Origin of the sequence: Pseudomonas lini (assembly GCF_964063345.1) — a bacterium.
Taxonomy (GTDB): domain Bacteria; phylum Pseudomonadota; class Gammaproteobacteria; order Pseudomonadales; family Pseudomonadaceae; genus Aquipseudomonas; species Aquipseudomonas lini_B.
In genome coordinates this window covers 1,845,540-1,864,571 of the sequence record NZ_OZ061318.1, presented here as the reverse complement: position 1 = coordinate 1,864,571, position 19,032 = coordinate 1,845,540, and the positions used below count along the sequence as shown (strand labels likewise).

Sequence of the window (19,032 nt, the reverse complement as noted above, 5' to 3'; positions counted from 1 at the left end):
AGCGTCAAGTTGCCATGAGTATTGGCAATCCCGTGATGTCAGTCAAAGGGACATTCCAACCCAGGGGATTTTGCCGGTAGCTTGGCCGATATGCTGTTTGGAGTATTTGCCCTATTAGTACTGTGTCGGTTGTTGAGGCCCTCAACTTGAGGGGAACGGGACAATTTTTCCTTGTGGTTGATGTTAGACGGCTGTGAGGTGGGGACAAGAGGGCGAATGCCACTCGCGTTGTGGGAATGTTCCCTCCTACAGAGACCGGCCGTCTGGCATGGGTTGTTTAACCGACTTGTCAGAACGCAGATCTTTCCCACGCATTTTTCAGGTTGCCGGGTGGGAAGCGGATTCCCTAACCTTTGGCTGTCGCTGAAAACTCAGCGATCGGGTGTGAGAGCCCGGCAACTTATGGTCATCCAGTGTCTGTACACGCATAATCGCCGCCAGCTTATTAGCTGCCAGCAAATGCGTTATGGCGGCTGTGTGCGGGCGGACTTCGGTCCGGCCGGGTGTCCATAACCGGTCTTCTCACCTCGCACATAGCTGCCACCTCTTCCCGTGTGAGAAGCGGCAAGTGGAGGCTCCAACGCTGGAGAAATTTCTCAATGGACAAATTAATTCCCGATCCACCTTTCAACACCACCACCCCCAACGCCGAAGCTTTGCGCACCGAAGAATTACTCAAAGACCGCGAAGCCATAAAACGCGCCCTCGACTACTACCTCGATCCCCCGGCGCAATACACCGAAAAAAGCCGTCGCCCCAGCACCCTGTTCATGGTCGCCCCGGGTGCCGACACCGAGAGCCTGCTGGCCCACGCCTGTGAATCGTTGGCCTCAGCGAGTGTTCTGGCCAGCGATTTCGCCAACAATCTGATCGGCCCGCAGCGCCACACGGCGTTGGCGATCCAGCAGGTCATCATGTTGGCGGAGTTGGCGGTGAACCGGGCGCTGGATAACGTCGATCCGGCTTAGCTCTCAGATACACCGCAATACTGTGGGAGCGGGCTTGCCCGCGATGACGGGGGCACATCCAACATCCCTGCGCCTGACACACCGCTATCGCGGGCAAGCCCGCTCCCACAGGATTTGTGTCGTACACAGGTTTTTGTATATGACCTCTCCCCCTGTAGGAGCGAGCGGTGCGGCGATCCGACTTGCCCGCGAAGGCGGCTGTAGGAATGTACCCATTTCCCCAGCCCATAAAAAAACCCGGCAAAAGCCGGGTTTCTTGACTGGCGCGAAGCTTAAGCGGTGAAGGTTTTGCCTTCGAACTGCTCAGCCACGAATTTCCAGTTGACCAGGTTCCAGAACGCTTCGACGTACTTCGGACGAAGGTTGCGGTAGTCGATGTAGTAAGCGTGTTCCCAGACGTCGCAGGTCAGCAGCGGGGTGTCGCCGCTGGTCAGCGGGTTGCCGGCGCCGATGGTGCTGGCCAGGGCCAGGGAACCGTCAGCCTTTTTCACCAGCCAGCCCCAACCGGAACCGAAGGTGCCGATGGAGGTTTTGCTGAACTCTTCCTTGAACTTGTCGAACGAACCGAACGCTGCGTTGATGGCATCAGCCAGCGCGCCGGTTGGTTGACCGCCGGCGTTTGGCGCCAGGCAGTTCCAGTAGAAAGTGTGGTTCCAGACCTGAGCGGCGTTGTTGAAGATACCGCCCGAGGAAGTCTTGACGATTTCTTCCAGGGTCTTGCCTTCGAACTCGGTGCCTGGCACCAGGTTGTTCAGGTTCACGACATAGGTGTTGTGGTGCTTGTCGTGGTGATACTGCAGAGTTTCCTCTGAAATGTGCGGCTGCAGGGCATCGTGTGCGTAAGGCAGCGGCGGCAATTCGAAAGCCATGATGATTCTCCTAATCAGGTCAGTTGCGGTGAGCGCAAGGCCGATCACGGGCGGCCAGACATGCGCCGGGGAGTTTGTACTCTTTGCGGCGCAGGGATCGGATCATAGCACCGGGGGTGCGGCATAACCACGCAACAACTGTGTGGAATAGAGGTTCCAGAGCCTTTTGGAATAAATCATCAAGCGATGATTAACTGGAACGCTACGGTGAACATCATGACGGCGACCAACAGGTCGAGGATTCGCCAGGTGCTTGGCCGTGCCAGCCACGGTGCCAGCCATGCCGCGCCAAGGGCCAAAGTGAAAAACCACAGCAATGACGCACTGGCCGCGCCCACCACATAAGCACCAGGTTCTGTTTGTTGTGCGCCGAGAGAACCGATCAGCAACACGGTGTCCAGATAAACGTGCGGGTTGAGCAGCGTCACCGCCAATGCACTGAGCAGCACCGCCCGTAGCGAGCGCACGGTCTGGTTCTCGCCTTGTTGCAGGCTCTGTTTCGAGCACGCCCGACGTAGCGCCAGGCTGCCATACCACAGCAGAAACGCGGCGCCACCCCAACGAGCGATGGCCAACAGAGTCGGGTTTTGCGCCAACACCGTCGCCAGGCCGAATACCCCGGCAGCCACCAGCAACGCATCGCAGGTGACGCAGAGCGCGGCCACCGGCAGGTGATGTTCACGCCGAAGGCTCTGCGCCAACACAAACGCATTCTGGGTGCCGATCGCCATGATCAGCCCGGCGGCCACCAACAGGCCGTTCACATAGCTTTGCCACATACGTTTTACTCCGCGTTGGTCGCCAGATCCCGCAGTACCTGCAGGGCGCGTTCGGCATCGGCCTGGCCGACGAACAAATGGTCGTGGTAATACCCGGCGATCACGTTACAACTGATGCCAGCCTTGCCCAGTGCCGTGGCGAACGCGGCGGTCAGGCCGACGGCTTCGAGGGCTGAGTGCACGTTCAAGGTGATCCACGCGGCGACGTAATCGAAGCTGAAACCGGCCTTCTCAGCGTGGGAACGTTCCAGAATCACCGTCAGGCCTTCCCGTTCACGAAAGCTGCCGACAATTTCAAGGCCAGCGGGCAGCTTGCCGTCGCGTAACGTGCAGAACACGTATTCGCCGTCGTTGAGTTGCGGGCTCATGCTGCGCAGCAGGGTTGCCAATGACGTTTCGCCAGCCATGTCGGTGATCCTTCTTCAAGAGTTCTTGCTGGCCATTCTCCGGTTGAAGGCTGTATAAGAAAAACCAATAGTGCTGATCGCCCATTAGGAAAACTGATGTTCGACTACAAATTACTTTCCGCGCTCGCCGCGGTAATCGAACAGGCCGGATTCGAACGCGCCGCGCAGGTGCTGGGTTTGTCCCAATCGGCCATTTCCCAGCGGATCAAACTGCTGGAAGCACGGGTCGGCCAACCGGTGCTGGTGCGGGTCACACCCCCGGCGCCGACGGAGATTGGCCGGCGATTGCTCAACCATGTGCAGCAGGTGCGATTGCTTGAGCGCGATCTACAAACGTTGGTCCCGGCGCTGGACGAAGAAGGCTTGCCGGAACGCCTGCGCATCGCGCTGAATGCCGACAGTCTTGCCACTTGGTGGGCCGAGGCGGTGGGCGACTTTTGCGCGGAACAACATCTGTTGCTCGACTTGGTGGTAGAAGACCAGACCGTCGGCCTCAAACGCATGCGCGCAGGCGAAGTGGCGGGGTGTGTCTGCGCCAGTGAGCGGCCGGTGGCCGGTGCGCGCAGCGTTCTGTTGGGGGCAATGCGCTACCGTGCGATGGCGAGCCCGGCGTTCATTGCCCGGCATTTTCCTGAAGGTGTGCGCGCCGATCAGTTAGCCAAAACCCCGGCTCTGGTGTTTGGCCCGGATGATTTCCTACAGCATCGCTACCTCGCATCCCTCGGTGTGGATGGCGGTTTCGAACACCATTTATGCCCATCGTCCGAAGGGTTTCTTCGTCTCACGGAGGCAGGGCTTGGCTGGGGCCTGGTGCCTGAATTGCAGGTGCGCGAGCAACTGGAACGCGGCCAATTGCAGGAGCTTTTGCCAGATAAGCCGATCGATGTGCCGCTGTACTGGCATCATTGGCGCAATGGCGGTCAGCTTTTAGGGTTACTCACCGATCAATTGGTGCGCTCGTCGAAGCAATGGCTGGTGCCGTTGGACTGACGGGCAGCGTCAAGACCTCACGTCCTACGCAATACGCAAAACGAAATATTCGGAGCAATTCATGAAGATTCTGGTCACCGGCGCAAGCGGCTTCATTGGCGGACGCTTTGCGCGTTTTGCCCTGGAGCAGGGCCTGGACGTGCGGGTCAATGGTCGCCGGGCCGAAAGCGTCGAGCATCTGGTGCGCCGTGGCGCCGAGTTCATTCAGGGCGACTTGAGCGACCCGCAACTGGCGCGCGACCTGTGTTCAGACGTCGAAGCCGTGGTCCATTGCGCCGGTGCAGTGGGTTTGTGGGGGCGGTATCAGGACTTTCATCAAGGCAATGTCGAAGTCACCGAGAACGTGGTCGAAGCCTGTCTGAAACAGCGGGTTCGGCGCCTGGTGCACTTGTCATCGCCGTCGATCTACTTCGATGGCCGTGATCATCTGGGGTTGACCGAAGAGCAGGTGCCCAAGCGCTTCAAACATCCCTACGCCGCGACCAAATACCTGGCTGAACAAAAAGTCTTCGGTGCGCAAGAGTTTGGCCTCGAAACCCTGGCCCTGCGCCCGCGTTTCGTGACGGGCGCCGGCGACATGAGCATTTTCCCCAGGCTGCTGAAGATGCAGCGCAAGGGGCGGTTGGCGATTATTGGCAATGGCCTGAACAAGGTCGATTTCACCAGCGTACAAAACCTCAATGAAGCGTTGCTCAGTAGCTTGCTGGCCAGCGGTTCGGCCTTGGGCAAGGCCTACAACATCAGCAATGGAGCGCCGGTTCCGTTGTGGGATGTGGTCAATTACGTGATGCGCCAAATGGATGTCCCACAGGTTACCCGTTACCGTTCCTACGGTTTGGCCTACAGCCTTGCCACGCTCAACGAGGGTGTGTGCAAGCTGTGGCCAGGACGTCCCGAGCCGACGCTGTCGCGGCTGGGCATGCAGGTCATGAACAAAAACTTCACCCTGGATATCAGTCGCGCGCGGCATTATCTGGACTACGATCCGAAAGTCAGCCTCTGGACTGCTCTTGATGAATTCTGCGGCTGGTGGAAGGCTCAGGACATTCGCTGACACACAAGGGGGGCCCTGACTGAACCGAGTTCGGGGTTCAGGGTCAACCGGTGCGGCAGCGGGGGTTATACTTCGCCGCATCAAGCCATCACCGCGTTCCACAAAGGTTGACCCTAATGCCCATGCGTAACGATGCCAACGACGACTTCGACGATGTCCCGAGCCTGCGCGCCGACAGCCTCGATGACGATGATTTTCCGACCACCGCTCGCACTTCCGTGCATTCGCGCACCACGCCGGTGGTGAAGGTCAAAGGCCCGAGCACTGGCCCTCTGTGGGCATTGGTCGGCGCCTTGTTCTTTGCCTTCGCCGGCCTTGCCTGGTGGAGTTTTCAGCAGATCTCGCTGATGGAACAGCAACTGGTGGCGACCCAGGAAAGTTTCGCGCGCATCAGTGAGGAAGCGGCGGGGCGCTTGCAGGACATTTCCGGCAAGGTCGTGGCCAGCCAGTCCAACGTCAACACCGGCAGTGAAGCGTTGAAGCTGCAAATCAAACAGCTTGAAGGCAAACTCCAGGACCAGAGCAAACAGCTGGAAAGCAAGCTTCAGGACCAGAGCAAACAGCAGCAAGGCGTACTCGGCCAGACCTCCGATCTGGACAAGCGCCTGGCGCAAATGACCGCGCAAGCCACCGAACAACAAACCGCCAATGCTCAGTTACAGGCCCAGGTCAAAGCCTTGAGCGGCGAACTGGTCGCGTTGAAGAACGCGTCGGACGATACCGGCAAGTTCGACGCCCAACTCAAAAGCCTGGGCGCTGACATCGTCGCGCTGAAGAAACAAAACAACCCGAGCGCCGCCATCGAGCGCCTGGAGCAAGACATGATCGTGCTCAAAAGCCAGCAGGACAACCGCCCGGCCGCCGCACAAGGTGGCACCAACATTGCTGAGTTCGACGCCTTCCGCGGCCAGGTCACCCGCAACATCAACACCCTGCAGGCGCAGATTCAGAATCTGCAGCAACAGCTGCGTGCCCGGCCTTGATTGACTGATGTCGTGATGGGGCCTGTCGAGTAGAGCTTTTGTGGCGAGGGAGCTTGCTCCCGCTCGGCTGCGCAGCAGTCGCAAATCAGGCACCGCGGATTACCTGAAGAATTGTGGTGAATGGGTTTGGGGCGGCTGCGCCACCCAGCGGGAGCAAGCTCCCTCGCCACAGAAAAGCGCCTCGCTATATATGCCCTTCAAAACACAGACCTCCCCCCACCGTTTCCTGAATATTCATACATAGCCCCAAGCCGTCTACGCTCTTGAAACACTAATAAGAACGGGGAATGCGCAATGGGGGTTCTTCACAAGCTAGCCTGGCTGGGCGGATTGCTTTTGCTGTGCCTGGGGCCGATTCACGCCGCCACGACGGAAAAGGATGACAGCCAGGCCGCTAAAGCCTTGCTGGAAAAAGCGCTGGCCTATTACCACGAGCAGGGTGACAAGGCTTTCGCGGCCTTCAGCCGTCAGGGCGACTTTGTCGACAAGGATCGTTATGTCTTCGTAGTCGATACCAAGGGTGTGATGCTCGCCAGCGGCGGGCCATCTTCGGCGTTGATCGGCCGTGATGTGTCCGAGGTGCTTGGGCCTGATGTGCAGAAAGCCTTCAAGGACGCCTTGAAAGTGCCGGAGGGCAATGGCATTCAGCAGGCCGAATACCGCTGGCAGAACTGGGCCGACGGTAAGGTTGAACGCAAGCATGTGTTCTATCAGCGCATCGGCCAGCGGATTCTGGCGGTCGGTTATTACCTGCCACGGGCCTCGCCGTAACAGGCGCAAGCGTTGCTCGATAAAGCAGCGGTCGATCTGGCCAAAAACGAAAAGGGCACGCTCACAGCGATCAACTCCCTCAAGGGCGGTTACTTGCAGGATGACCTGTACGTGTTTGTCGTCGACCTGGACACCCAGCGTTATGTGGCCCATGGCACCAATCTGCGACTGATTAACACCGATTTCAGCAAGATCAAAGACCCGGAAGGCAAACCGGTGGGCGAGCCGATCCTGGCGCTGATGGCCAAACAGGATGACGGTGAATACGAGTACCGCTGGAAAAACCCGGTAACCGGCAAGGTCGAAGACAAGCATGCCTACCTGAAAAAGGTCGGGCATGTTCTGGTGGCGGTAGGGTATTACAGCCCTTGAAGGGTAGACATTGATCGTTCCCACGCTCTGCGTGGGAACGCCTCAAGGGACGCTCCGCGTTCCAATGGGACGCAGAGCGTCCCGGGCTGCATTCCCACGCAGAGCGTGGGAACGATCGGTCGGAGGGCTTAGCGAACCGTGTCCTCCCGCCCCCGCAGCACTCTGTTCGGCATGGCAATCGCCGCCGCCAGCCCCAGCAGCGACACCGCCGCGCTGACCATCAGCAAATGCCGGAAGGTCAGCAACAGCTCAGCGCGCAAGGCGTTCTGCGCTTCACCCGGTGCGGCGTTCAAACCATCGAGCAAGACATTCCCCGAACTCCCTTCGGCCATTAACGACGAGCCGGCCAAGTGAGCGAAACTTGAATCCTGCAACAACGCCAGCAGCAGCGCCGACATCAACGCCACACCCATTGCACCACCCAAGGAACGGAACAGATTGGTGGTGCTGGTGGCGACGCCGATGTCCCGTTGCTCCACCGAGTTTTGCGTACCCACCAACGATGTCGGGAACTGCATGCCGCTGGCGATGCCACTGAGCAACATGAACAGGCTGCTCAGCACAAACGCCTGAGGCGCACTGAGCGCCATGCCCAGGATCGAGAACGGCATGAGCAGGGCGCCGGTGAGAATCATCGGTTTGTAACGACCGGTCACCGAGGTCTGGCGTCCGGCGAAGTACGCGCCGATCGGCAAGCCCATGGCCAGCGGCAACAGATGCAGCGCAGCGCTGTCGGCCCCGGCGCCAGTGACGCTCTGGAAGCGCAACGGCATCAGCACAATCAAGGAAATCGCCTGGAAACTGGTGAAGAAAATCGTGCACCAGCAAAGAATCGCATTGCGATTGGCGAACAAATGCATCGGCAGCAACGGTTCCCGCGCCCGCCGTTCATGCCAGACGAACACGGCCAGCACCACCACCGCACAACCGAGCAAACCCGACACTTCGGTGCTGTGCCACGAATAGCCCTGGCCAACCTGAGTAATGCCCAGCAGTAACGCCGTCAGGCCGATGATCATCAACAAGGTGCCGAAGTAGTCGATGATCGGCTTGCGCTGTGGCACCGGCAGCCCCACCAGCGTGCGGTGGGCCACCAACCAGGCACCCAGGCCCAATGGCAGGTTGATCAGAAACACCCAGCGCCAGGACAAGTATTCGGTCATGTAGCCACCGAGAACCGGGCCGGCCACGCTGGCCACTGCGTACATGCTGCTGAAGTAACCCTGATAGCGACCGCGTTCGCGAGGTGGAACGATGTCGCCGATGATTGCCTGGCTCACCGAAATCATCCCGCCGGCGCCGATGCCCTGAAGGATCCGCGCCAGCACCAGTTGCTCCATGCTTTGCGCCATGCCGCAGAACAACGACGCAAGGGTGAACACCCCCATGCCGAACAGCATCAACTTGCGGCGGCCATACAGATCGCCGAGTTTGCCGTAGATCGGCACCGCTACGGTCATCGCCACCATGTACCCGGAAATCACCCAGGCCAGCAGGCTGACGTCCTTGAATTGCGCGGAAATGGCCGGCATCGACACGGCGACGATGGTCTGGTCCAGCGCGCCCAGAAAGATCGCCAGCATCAGGGCGATCAATACGCTGCGAATGGCCGGTTTGGGCGTTTCAGGCTGGTTGAGATTGGTCACGGGTAAAACCTGCGGGCAGTGATGGACCCGCAGTGGCAAGGCGAGCCGGAATGCTCGCCAGTGTAAGTCGATAGGAGGCTATTCGATAGCCTCATATGGAAGACCGACATAGTTTTCTGCAATGGTTTTTCGACCCGCCTCGGAGTCCACGAAATAGGCCAGCTCCGATTCGCTGATGCGCTGGCTGAACGCGTCGTGCTCGTCGAAGCGATGCAACATCGAGGTCATCCACCAGGAAAACCGCTCGGCTTTCCACACCCGACGCAAGCAGACCTCGGAATACTTCTCCAGCAAATCCACACGGCCTTCGCGGTAAACCTTCAGCAGAATATTGAACAACGTACTGACGTCGCTGGCCGCCAGGTTCAACCCCTTGGCGCCGGTGGGCGGAACAATGTGCGCGGCGTCGCCGACCAGGAACATCCGCCCGTACTGCATTGGCTCGACCACGAAACTGCGCAGTGGCGCGATGCTTTTTTCAATCGACGGACCGGTCACCAGAGAGGCGGCGAGGGCGGTCGGCAGACGGGATTTGAGCTCATCCCAGAAGCGCTGATCGGACCAGTCTTCGACTTTGTCCTGAGCCGGAACCTGGAGGTAGTAACGGGTACGTGTCGGCGAACGCATGCTGCACAGCGCAAAACCCCGTTCATGCCGCGCGTAGACCAACTCTTCGTGGACCGGTGGCGTGTCAGCGAGAATCCCCAGCCAGCCGAACGGATAAACCCGCTCGAACACTTTCAGGCAGTCAGTAGGAATCGACTGCCGCGCCACGCCATGGAAACCGTCGCAACCGGCGATGTAGTCACAATCGAGTCGATACGTTTCGCCGTCCTTGTCGAAGGTGACAAAGGGTTCGGCGGTTTTCATGCCGTGGGGGACGACATTACCGGCTTGATAAATTGTCTGCGCACCGGCGTCCCGACGGGCGGCCATCAGGTCGCGGGTGACCTCGGTCTGGCCATAGATCGTTACGGTTTTGCCGCCAGTCAGCGCCTGCAAATCGATGTGTACCCGGCGCCCGTCGAGGGCCAGTTCGAAGCCTGCATGGACCAGCCCTTCGGCGTCCATGCGCTGACCCACCCCGGCCTGACGCAACAGCTCTACCATGCCTTGTTCGAGGACACCGGCGCGAATGCGTCCGAGCACATAGTCCGGGGTCTGGCGTTCGAGGATCAGGGTGTCGATGCCGGCGTTATGCAGCAATTGGCCGAGTAGCAAGCCAGAGGGGCCGGCACCGATGATGGCGACTTGGGTTTTCAGTGTTTTCATTGTTTTTATGACTCGCAAGCTCCACGCGACCAAGGCCGGTGAATGATTTTTATGGATCGAGTACTTGCATTTTTCACTTGCGAGTCTGTCAATTGAAGGGGAAAACTGAGCCGATACCTGTACATTCTGCCAATCGGTGCGATTATCGCCCCGTTACCCTCGAGGCCTGGATTGAAGTGATGAACAAGCCTGACCTGCCATCGATTCCGGTGTTCAAACTCTACGGTGAAAGCCTGGACTGGCCGACCCCTGACTTATTGCACTGTGAAACCATTTCCAAACGCAGCCGCGAACATCAATGGGAAATCAAACCCCACCGCCACGCCGATTTGTGTCAGTTGCTCTTGGTCTTCAAAGGTCAGGCAGAGCTTGAAATCGAAGGCAAACGCTCACAATTGACCGAGCCGGCCATCCTGATTCTGCCGCCGTTATCGGTGCATGGTTATCGGTTTTCCGAGGACGTCGAAGGGTTCGTCGTCACGCTGTCCGCGCCGCTGATTGCCCACTTGCAAGCACAACTGGGCAATTCGGTGAACGCTCTGGCACAGGCCGAAAGCTACCCGGCGGGCAAGGACAGCGAGTACCTCAACAGCCTGTTTTCAGCGCTGCAAAGCGAATACACCGGCCATCAACCGGCGCGCGAAATGCTCATGCATTCGCTGGTCAGCGTGATCATGGTGTGGATCAGCCGTCAGGTGATTCAGCGCCAAACCGCCACTCAGCGTCCGCAGCGGGCTCGGGAATATCTCAACGGCTTTATTCAGCTGGTGGAAGAAACCTATCGTCAGCACGTCAAGGTCGAGGATCTGGCTCATCGCTTGGGGATTTCCGTGTCCCACCTCAACGGCACATGCCGTGAGCTGGCGGGGCAACCGGCGTTGCAGATCATGCATGAGCGTCAATTGCTGGAGGCCAAGCGCTTGCTGACCTACACCAGCATGACCATTTATGAAATGTCCGACGTGTTGGGGTTTTCCGATCCGACCAACTTCACGCGCCTGTTCAGGCGTCGCGTGGGGATCTCGCCCAAGGCTTTTCGCGACCGCTTGAAGGCTGATCAGGACCAGGCCGATCAGGACAACGAGGCCTGAACCCTGTGGCGAGGGGGCCTGTGGCGAGGGGGCTTGCCCCCGTTGGGTCGCGAAGCGGCCCCAACATTTCAATGAGAACACCGCATTCACCGAATTACGACTGCTGCGCAGCCGAACGGGGGCAAGCCCCCTTGCCACAAAAGCCCCCTCGCCACAGGGCGATCGTCATCGGAGGGCGTTGAGACTCGCGTTGTGGGGAATGCAGCGCTCGAAGTAGCAGCTTGCATGGTCATGGGGCACTTGTCGCAACTGCTCGACACGCCAGGCGGCTGTGCCATACAGCGCCAGCGTCGCCGCGCAAGTGATGAAAATGGCGAGGTATCTTTTTGTTTTGATGTTCATGGCGTTGACCTCTGAACGAATACCTTTCGGTACTGTTTTGAGCATAGGTCAGCGGGGGTGAGTTTGCAGCAAAGCCGCTTTCGCGGTTGGCGCGATATTCAGAACACTGATATCCCCTGTGGGAGCTGGCTTGCCTGCGATAGCGGGCTGTCAGTCAGCATCATTGTTGGATGTGACGACGCCATCGCAGCGGTGCGGCGATCCGACAAGCCAGCTCCCACAGGGGAGGTGTTTACAGACCGGCATCCCACGCAGGTTCTTCCGGAAATCTGAGCACCAGAAAATCCAGCATGCTGCGCAACGCCGCCGGCATGTGCTTGCGTGACGCATACACGGCATAGATGTTCATCTGCCTGGGCTCGGCCTGGGGCAGCAGGCGGATCAGTTCGCCGCTGTGGATATGCACACCGGCCAGGTAGCTGGGCAGCATCACCACGCCGGCGCCGGCCATTGCCGCGCGTACCAGCGTGCTGGCTTCGTTGGCGCTGATGTTGCCCTGCACCGGCACCGAGACGGGCTCGCCGTCCTGTTCGAAATGCCAGAGGCTCTTGCCGAAGTAGGAATGGGTCAGGCAGTTGTGCAGGCTCAGGTCCTCGACGCGGTTCGGTGTCGGGTGCTCGCGCAGGTAAGCGGGGGAGGCGCAGATCACTGAGCGGCAGACCGTCAGCCGCCGGGCGATCAGGTTTGGGTCCAGATCATTGCTGGTGCGAATGGCCAGGTCGATGCGTTCATCCACCAGGTTCACCGTGCGGTCGAGCATTTGCATATCGATACTGACGCCGGGGTAACGTTTGACATAAGCCGCCATGGCGTCCGCCAGTTGCGCCTGGCCGAACGAGGTGCTGACGCTGATCCGCAGCAGGCCTCGCGGTGCGTCGTCCGGTTCGCTGACTGCGGCCTGCATGTCGGTGGACAAATCGAGCATCTGCCGACAGCGAGGCAGAATTTCAGTACCGGCGGCGGTCAGGCTCAATTTGCGCGTGGTACGGTGCATCAGGCGCGCGCCGACCCAATCTTCCAGCTCCGCCAGATAGCGTGAAACCACCGGCCGTGACAGGTCCAGGTGATCGGCGGCGGCCGATTGGCTGCCCAGGTCCACCACCGTGACGAACACCCGCATTGCTTGTAGACGATCCATGATTTGCCCGCTTTCAGAAACAAACTATGTTCAAGCATCGCATTTTTTGTATTGAACCAGGCAACTAAGCTCTGTCACATCGCCAAGCATGGCATTCGGACAACGGAGCAACAGATGATCGGCTTCACTTCAATCAAACGTATTCTTCTGGCAACCGCCACGCTCGGCTTCGCGGCCCATGCCGCTGCGGCGTCCACCCTGACGCTGGACGTCTACAACCCTGGCACCAACGCGATCTTCCCGGTGACCTCGGTGCTGGTCAGCGGCGAGAAAGAAGCGATTCTGGTGGACGCGCAATTCGGCAAAGCCCAAGCCGAACAAGTGGTGGAAAAAATCCGCGCCAGCGGCAAGCAACTGACCACCATCTACATCAGCCACGGTGACCCGGATTACTACTTCGGCCTCGACACCGTGACCAAAGCGTTCCCGAATGCCAAAGTGCTGGCCTCGCAACCGACTGTTGATCACATCAAAAAAACCGTCGACGGCAAACTGGCATTTTGGGGCCCGAAAATGGGCGCCGACGTGCCGAACAAAACCATCGTGCCGCAGGTGCTCAAGGGCGACAGCCTGATGCTGGAAGGGCAGAAATTGCAGGTGATCGGCCTGGACGGCAAGCAGCCGGATCGCAGCTTTGTGTGGATCCCGTCGATCAAGGCTGTGGTCGGTGGCGTGGTGGTCGCGGAAAACATTCACGTGTGGATGGCCGACACCCAGACCGCGCAATCCCATGCCGATTGGCTGAAGACGTTGCACGCGATCGAAGCGCTGAAACCGACCACCATCGTGCCGGGTCACTACCTTGGTGAGAGCGCGCGTTCTCTGGCGGCGGTGAAGTTCACTGCCGATTACATCAAGGCTTTCGACGAAGAAACCGCCAAGGCGAAAGACGCTGCCGAACTGATCGCCGCGATGAAAAAACGCTACCCGAGCCTGGGCGAAGAAAGCTCGCTGGAGCTGAGCGCCAAAGTCGCCAAGGGCGAGATGAAGTGGTGATCCGCTGAGCAATCTCACTAACCAATGAAAATATCTGAAGAGTGAAATCTTGTGGCGAGGGAGCTTGCTCCCGCTCGGCTGCGAAGCAGTCGTAAAACCTGTAAATGCGGTGTGCCTGATGGAGTGCAGGGGAGCGCTTCGCACTCCAGCGGAAGCAAGCTCCCTCGCCACAGTGAGCATTGCCAAACCACTACAACTACATCACCACAACTGGAGAAACGTCATGAGCAACATCGCAATCATCGGTGCCACCGGTCGTGCCGGTAGTCAACTGTTGGAAGAAGCCCTGCGTCGCGGTCACAGCGTCACTGCCATCGCCCGCGACACCTCGAAAATCGCCCCGCGTGCCGGTGTCTTGAGCAAAAGCGTGGACGTGCTCGACGCTGCTGCATTGCAAGCCGCCGTGGCCGGGCATGATGCGGTGATCAGCGCTGCGCACTTCTCCACCATCCCTGCCAGCGCGATCATCGAACCGGTGAAGAAGGCCGGGGTCAAGCGTCTGCTGGTGGTCGGCGGTGCCGGTTCGCTGTTGCTGCCGGACGGCTCGCGGGTGATCGACAGCGAAGGTTTCCCGGAAGAATACAAGGCCGAGGCCAGCGCCGGTGCTGCTTTCCTGAGTACCTTGCGTCAGGAAAATGACCTGGACTGGACGTTCTTGTCGCCGTCGGCAGAGTTTGTCGAAGGTGAGCGCACCAGCACGTTTCGGGTCGGCAAGGATGACTTGCTGGTGAGTGCGCAGGGCCGTAGCTGGATTACCTTTGCTGACTTCGCCATTGCGCTGCTGGATGAAGTGGAAACGCCAAAGTATTCCCGCCAGCGGTTTACTGTCGGGTATTGATCCCCGCCACACCGCACGCCAGCGTTGATCGTTCCCACGCGCAGCAAAGGAATGCCTCAACGGACGCTCCGCGTTCGGCTTTGGAAGGGACGCGGAGCGTCCCGGGCTGCATTCCTTTGCTGCGCGTGGGAACGATCAGTGACATTGATGTCGACTGTACGGCCTCTATCGCGGGCAAGCCCGCTCCCACAGGACAGTGGATATCCTGTGGGAGCGGGCTTGCCCGCGATGCTTTTTGGGTTTCAGCGACTCTGCGCCTGCTCCACCAACCATCCCATCAATTCGCGCAACTTCGGCGAAGGCTCCGGTTTTTCGGGGAACACCAGGTAATACGCCAACCCGGTTTTCACCTTCAAATCAAAAGGCATGACCAGCCGCCCGGCACTCAGGTCATCGCCGATCAACGACCAATCGCCAATCGCTACACCTGTCCCCTGAGACGCCATCGACATCGCCAGGTCCAGGGTTTCGAAATGCTGACCTTTGCCGACATTGCTCAGCCGAATATCCGCAGCCTTCAGCCAGGCGTTCCAGTCCCGTTCATCGCGGGTGGGGTGCAGCAACAAGTGCTGTTGCAGATCGGCCGGTGTTTGCAAAGCCATCGGCCCTTCAAGCATCGGTCGGGAGCACACGGGCGTCAGTTGCTCATCGAACAGATGCTGGGAGGCCAGTGAACTGTCCGGCGGCGCGCCATACATCACCGCCGCATCGAACTGCTCGCGATGAAAGTCCACGCCGTGTTTCACCGTGGTGGTCAATTCCACCGGTACATCCGGGCGTTCCTTTTGCCACTGCAACAGGCGCGGCAACAGCCAGCGCATCACGCAGGTCGGGGCTTTCAGTTGCAGGGTTTCGCGCTTCTCGCCGATCTGCTCCACGGCCTCGTCGATCAGGCCGAAAATCTGCTGCACCCGTGGCAGCCATTCCCGTCCTTCGGCGGTCAGGCTCAAGCCTCGCGCCTGGCGAATGAACAGCTCATAACCCAGATGATCTTCCAGCCCGGCGATCTGCCGGCTCACCGCGCCTTGGGTGATGTGCAGTTGTTCGGCGGCCCGGGTGAAGTTGCAGCACTGCGCGGTGATCAGAAAAGTGTGCAGCGCCGGCAGGGGAGGCAATCGTTTCATGGGGACCCAAGGTATGACGTGAAGACATGGCTAGTATGACTTTTTATCCATTGTTGCGGCTACGTGTCGCCCGTTCCAATGAGGCCATCCCTGGACCTGCCAACCCATCATAAACACTGCGCAGGCCCGGCGTCTCAAACGAACAAAAAGGGCAAAGACATGGCGACGTGCGGCGAAGTATTGGTCAAGTTACTCGAAGATTACGGGGTCGAGCAGGTGTTCGGCATTCCCGGGGTTCACACCGTGGAGCTGTATCGCGGGCTGGCCCGTTCGAGCATCAACCACGTCACTCCGCGTCACGAACAGGGCGCCGGTTTCATGGCCGACGGTTATGCGCGCACCAGCGGCAAACCGGGTGTGTGCTTCATCATCACCGGCCCTGGCATGACCAACATCACCACCGCCATGGGCCAGGCTTACGCCGACTCGATCCCGATGCTGGTGATCTCCAGCGTGCAATCGCGCAGCCAATTGGGCGGCGGTCGCGGCAAGTTGCATGAGTTGCCAAACCAAGGTGCACTGGTCGGTGGCGTCGCAGCGTTCTCCCACACCTTGATGTCGGCAGCTGAATTGCCGGGCGTATTGGCCCGCGCCTTCGCGCTGTTCCAGGCTGGCCGTCCGCGTCCGGTGCACATCGAAATTCCATTGGACGTGTTGGTCGAAGAAGCTGATGACTTGCTCGCCAGCGTGCCGGTGAACATTGATCGCGCCGGTGCTTCGCCAAGCGCGATCAGCCGCATGACCGACTTGTTGGCCGGGGCCAAGCGCCCGTTGATTCTCGCCGGTGGCGGCGCCATCGACGCCGCGGCCGAGTTGACTGAACTGGCGGAACTGCTGGATGCGCCGGTGGCCCTGACCATCAATGCCAAAGGCATGCTCGAATCCAGCCATCCGCTGCTGATCGGTTCGACCCAAAGCCTGGTAGCCACTCGTGCGCTGGTCGCCGAGGCCGACGTGGTGCTGGCCATCGGCACCGAACTGGCCGAAACCGATTACGACGTCACCTTCGCCGGTGGCTTCGACATTCCCGGCGTGTTGCTGCGCGTGGACATCGACCCCGACCAGACCGTGCGTAATTACCCGCCGAAAGTCGCGTTGGTGGCCGACTCGCGCAACGCCGCTCAGGCCTTGCTGAGTGCGCTGTCCCACCAGTCGCTGGCCGAGCGTCGCAACGATTGGGGCCAGGTGCGTGCCGCGCGTTTACGCGATGAACTGGCCGCAACCTGGGACGCCCCGACGCTGGCTCAGACCCGTTTCCTGGAAACCGTTTTGCACGAATTGCCGAACGCGGTGTTCGTCGGCGATTCGACCCAACCGGTGTACACCGGCAACCTCACGTTCAACCCGGAACGCCCGCGCCGCTGGTTCAACTCGTCCACCGGTTACGGCACCCTCGGTTACGCCTTGCCGGCAGCGATTGGCGCCTGGCTCGGTGGCCGCGTCGAAGGCGGTGCACGCCCTCCGGTGCTGTGCCTGATCGGCGACGGCGGTCTGCAATTCACCCTGCCGGAACTGGCCAGTGCGGTGGAAGCACGCACCCCGGTGATCGTCCTGCTGTGGAATAACCAGGGCTACGAAGAGATCAAGAAATACATGGTCAACCGCGACATCGAGCCGGTGGGCGTGGACATCTACACCCCGGACTTCATCGGTGTGGCCAAGGCGCTGGGCTGCGCCGCCGAGGCGGTCAGCGGTGTCGAAGAACTGCGCAGTGCATTGCGCCTCGCCACCGATCGCCAGGGCCCGACCCTGATTGAAATCGATCAGGCCCAATGGATGAAGGCGGTGTCGAAATGAGTTTTCCAACTACTTTGGACGGCCTGTTCATCGATGGTCAATGGTCCGCCGGTAACGAACATCTGCGCGTGATCAACCCAGCTACAGAAGCCCTGTTGACCACCGTAAACGGCGGCGATGAACACGCTGTCGATCAGGCTGTTACAGCGGCGACCAACGCTTTCAAAGAGTGGTCGAAAACCACCGGCGCCGAGCGCGGAGCGATCCTGCGCAGAATCGCCGCAGGCGTACACGCCGGTCGCGAGCAGTTGATGAAATTGCAGTCGAGCAACAACGGCAAACCACTGTTCGAAGCGGCCATCGATGTCGACGATGTAATCGCCACGTTCGAGTATTACGCCGATCTGGCCGAAGGCCTGGACGCGAAACAGGACAGCGTCGTGGCATTGTCGAGCGACGATTTCAGCGCCCGTTTGCGCCGCGAGCCATGCGGTGTGGTGGGGCTGATCGTGCCGTGGAATTTCCCGATGGTCACCACTGCCTGGAAACTCGCCCCGGCCCTGGCTGCCGGTTGCTGCGTGGTGCTTAAACCGTCGGAAGTGACACCGCTGCCGGAGCTGGAACTGGCGACGATCATTGCCGAAGCCGGTCTGCCAAACGGTGTGTTCAATCTGGTCTGCGGCACTGGCCTGGCCGTCGGCGCGCCGCTGTCGGCTGATCCGCGCATCGCCAAGATTTCCTTCACCGGCAGCAACGCGGTCGGTGTCCAGGTCATGCAGCGCGCAGCAGAAACCGTGAAGGGTGTGAGCCTGGAATTGGGCGGCAAATCTTCGCTGCTGGTACTCGCCGATGCCGACATCGAGCTGGCCGTGGAAGTGGCCTGTGGCGGCGGTTTCTTCAACGCCGGGCAGATGTGTTCCGCGACCAGTCGCGTGCTGGTCGCCGATGAGTTGGCGGAAAAATTTGTAGCGCGATTGAAGGCGCGTGCCGAAGCCATTCGCGTGGCTGACCCGTTCGACCCGACCGTGGAAATGGGCGCACTGGTCAATCAGGCGCAATACCAACGCGTGCTGGGCCACATCGATCGCGGTTTGAGCGAAGGCGCGAAGTTGATCTGCGGCGGTAATCGTCCGGCAGACCTGCCACGCGGCTATTTTTTGCAGCCGACTATTTTCATCGACGCGCCCCTCGACAGTGCGTTGTGGTGCGAAGAGATTTTCGGCCCGGTGATCTGCGTGCGCAGTTTCACCTCTGAAGCCGAGGCGATTGCCCTGGCCAACGACAGTCAGTTCGGCCTGGTGGCCAGTGTGGTTACGCGCGACGCCGAAGCGGCCGATCGGGTCGCCAACGCTTTGCAGGCGGGGCTTGTGTGGATCAACGCGCCGCAAGTGATCTTCCCGCAGACCGCTTGGGGTGGCTACAAACAGAGCAGCATCGGCCGCGAATTGGGGCCGTGGGGCTTGCAGGCTTTCCAGGAAATAAAACACGTGATTCGGGCCGTCTGAAGGCACGAAAAAGGTGAGCGCATGCCTCGCGATGAGGCATGCATCAGCGTCATGGCTTCAATGAGTTTTTATCGATAGTCAGGTGTTTTGCACGACCTCAGGATGAACCCGCTGGCATCGCCAAGGCCCATTGAAACCGGGAGCTTGAAG

Annotated in this window: 17 protein-coding genes and 1 pseudogene; 10 read left to right on the top strand and 8 right to left on the bottom strand. The window is 59.8% G+C overall.

The features are described 5' to 3' along the window. Positions 1-599: 599 nt before the first annotated feature. Positions 600-968 carry a DUF6124 family protein gene (locus AB3226_RS08380; RefSeq protein WP_367372734.1) on the top strand — a complete coding sequence of 123 codons (369 nt, stop codon included), beginning with the start codon at positions 600-602 and terminating at the stop codon, positions 966-968. 272 nt (positions 969-1,240) lie between these two features. Here AB3226_RS08380 and AB3226_RS08375 read toward each other — a convergent pair whose 3' ends face one another. The 3 genes from AB3226_RS08375 to AB3226_RS08365 all read right to left on the bottom strand — a co-directional run bounded on the left by AB3226_RS08375 (position 1,241) and on the right by AB3226_RS08365 (position 3,023). Continuing rightward, a complete protein-coding gene (locus AB3226_RS08375) occupies positions 1,241-1,837 on the bottom strand; it encodes a superoxide dismutase (RefSeq protein ID WP_007898423.1) in 597 nt (198 codons plus the stop codon). A 179-nt stretch (positions 1,838-2,016) separates the two neighbouring features. Then, positions 2,017-2,616, bottom strand: coding sequence for a LysE/ArgO family amino acid transporter (locus tag AB3226_RS08370; protein WP_367372733.1), 600 nt, complete (start codon positions 2,614-2,616; stop codon positions 2,017-2,019). A gap of 5 nt (positions 2,617-2,621) precedes the next feature. Further along, positions 2,622-3,023, bottom strand: coding sequence for an ACT domain-containing protein (locus AB3226_RS08365; protein ID WP_367372732.1), 402 nt, complete (start codon positions 3,021-3,023; stop codon positions 2,622-2,624). Positions 3,024-3,119: 96 nt separating this feature from the next. Between AB3226_RS08365 and AB3226_RS08360 the strand changes: the two genes are divergently transcribed. The 4 genes and pseudogenes from AB3226_RS08360 (at position 3,120) to AB3226_RS08345 (ending at position 7,193) form a co-directional block, all read left to right on the top strand. Continuing rightward, positions 3,120-4,013, top strand: a complete 894-nt coding sequence (locus tag AB3226_RS08360; RefSeq protein WP_305446693.1) for a LysR family transcriptional regulator ArgP — start codon at positions 3,120-3,122, stop codon at positions 4,011-4,013. Between the two features lie 61 nt (positions 4,014-4,074). Beyond that, positions 4,075-5,067, top strand: coding sequence for an NAD-dependent epimerase/dehydratase family protein (locus AB3226_RS08355; protein ID WP_367372731.1), 993 nt, complete (start codon positions 4,075-4,077; stop codon positions 5,065-5,067). Positions 5,068-5,183: 116 nt separating this feature from the next. Beyond that, positions 5,184-6,050 (top strand): ATPase, encoded by an 867-nt coding sequence (locus AB3226_RS08350; RefSeq protein ID WP_367372730.1) that lies wholly within the window; start codon positions 5,184-5,186, stop codon positions 6,048-6,050. A gap of 294 nt (positions 6,051-6,344) precedes the next feature. Further along, positions 6,345-7,193 (top strand): annotated as a pseudogene (locus AB3226_RS08345) (cache domain-containing protein). A gap of 128 nt (positions 7,194-7,321) precedes the next feature. On the opposite strand, the gene AB3226_RS08340 reads toward AB3226_RS08345, so the two are convergent. Together AB3226_RS08340 and pobA are read right to left on the bottom strand one after the other, a co-directional pair. Beyond that, on the bottom strand, positions 7,322-8,839 hold the full coding sequence (locus AB3226_RS08340) for an MDR family MFS transporter (RefSeq protein WP_367372729.1): 1,518 nt from the start codon (positions 8,837-8,839) through the stop codon (positions 7,322-7,324). Positions 8,840-8,917: 78 nt separating this feature from the next. Then, positions 8,918-10,102: a 4-hydroxybenzoate 3-monooxygenase gene (pobA, locus tag AB3226_RS08335; protein WP_367375771.1), complete on the bottom strand. Its 1,185-nt coding sequence runs from the start codon at positions 10,100-10,102 to the stop codon at positions 8,918-8,920. A gap of 188 nt (positions 10,103-10,290) precedes the next feature. On the opposite strand from pobA, the gene AB3226_RS08330 reads away from it, so the two are divergent. Further along, entirely contained in the window at positions 10,291-11,202 is a 912-nt protein-coding gene (locus tag AB3226_RS08330) for a helix-turn-helix domain-containing protein (RefSeq protein WP_367372728.1), read from the top strand. A 165-nt stretch (positions 11,203-11,367) separates the two neighbouring features. Here the strand turns inward: AB3226_RS08330 and AB3226_RS08325 are convergent, their stop codons facing one another. Further along, positions 11,368-11,544: a hypothetical protein gene (locus tag AB3226_RS08325; RefSeq protein ID WP_367372727.1), complete on the bottom strand. Its 177-nt coding sequence runs from the start codon at positions 11,542-11,544 to the stop codon at positions 11,368-11,370. A 232-nt stretch (positions 11,545-11,776) separates the two neighbouring features. Continuing rightward, the gene (locus AB3226_RS08320) at positions 11,777-12,682 is read right to left on the bottom strand and encodes a LysR family transcriptional regulator (protein ID WP_367372726.1); all 906 of its coding nucleotides are present in this window, start codon (positions 12,680-12,682) and stop codon (positions 11,777-11,779) included. A 114-nt stretch (positions 12,683-12,796) separates the two neighbouring features. On the opposite strand from AB3226_RS08320, the gene AB3226_RS08315 reads away from it, so the two are divergent. Both AB3226_RS08315 and AB3226_RS08310 read left to right on the top strand, forming a co-directional pair. Further along, the gene (locus tag AB3226_RS08315) at positions 12,797-13,678 is read left to right on the top strand and encodes an MBL fold metallo-hydrolase (RefSeq protein ID WP_367372725.1); all 882 of its coding nucleotides are present in this window, start codon (positions 12,797-12,799) and stop codon (positions 13,676-13,678) included. 223 nt (positions 13,679-13,901) lie between these two features. Beyond that, on the top strand, positions 13,902-14,516 hold the full coding sequence (locus AB3226_RS08310; RefSeq protein ID WP_367372724.1) for an NAD(P)-dependent oxidoreductase: 615 nt from the start codon (positions 13,902-13,904) through the stop codon (positions 14,514-14,516). 242 nt (positions 14,517-14,758) lie between these two features. On the opposite strand, the gene AB3226_RS08305 is transcribed toward AB3226_RS08310, so the two are convergent. Beyond that, positions 14,759-15,640 carry a LysR substrate-binding domain-containing protein gene (locus AB3226_RS08305; RefSeq protein ID WP_367372723.1) on the bottom strand — a complete coding sequence of 294 codons (882 nt, stop codon included), beginning with the start codon at positions 15,638-15,640 and terminating at the stop codon, positions 14,759-14,761. A 159-nt stretch (positions 15,641-15,799) separates the two neighbouring features. Between AB3226_RS08305 and AB3226_RS08300 the strand changes: the two genes are divergently transcribed. Then, positions 15,800-17,437, top strand: a complete 1,638-nt coding sequence (locus AB3226_RS08300; protein WP_367372722.1) for a 5-guanidino-2-oxopentanoate decarboxylase — start codon at positions 15,800-15,802, stop codon at positions 17,435-17,437. Further along, positions 17,434-18,882, top strand: coding sequence for an aldehyde dehydrogenase family protein (locus AB3226_RS08295; RefSeq protein ID WP_367372721.1), 1,449 nt, complete (start codon positions 17,434-17,436; stop codon positions 18,880-18,882). The genes AB3226_RS08300 and AB3226_RS08295 overlap by 4 nt, the downstream gene beginning before the upstream one ends. Positions 18,883-19,032: the final 150 nt, after the last annotated feature.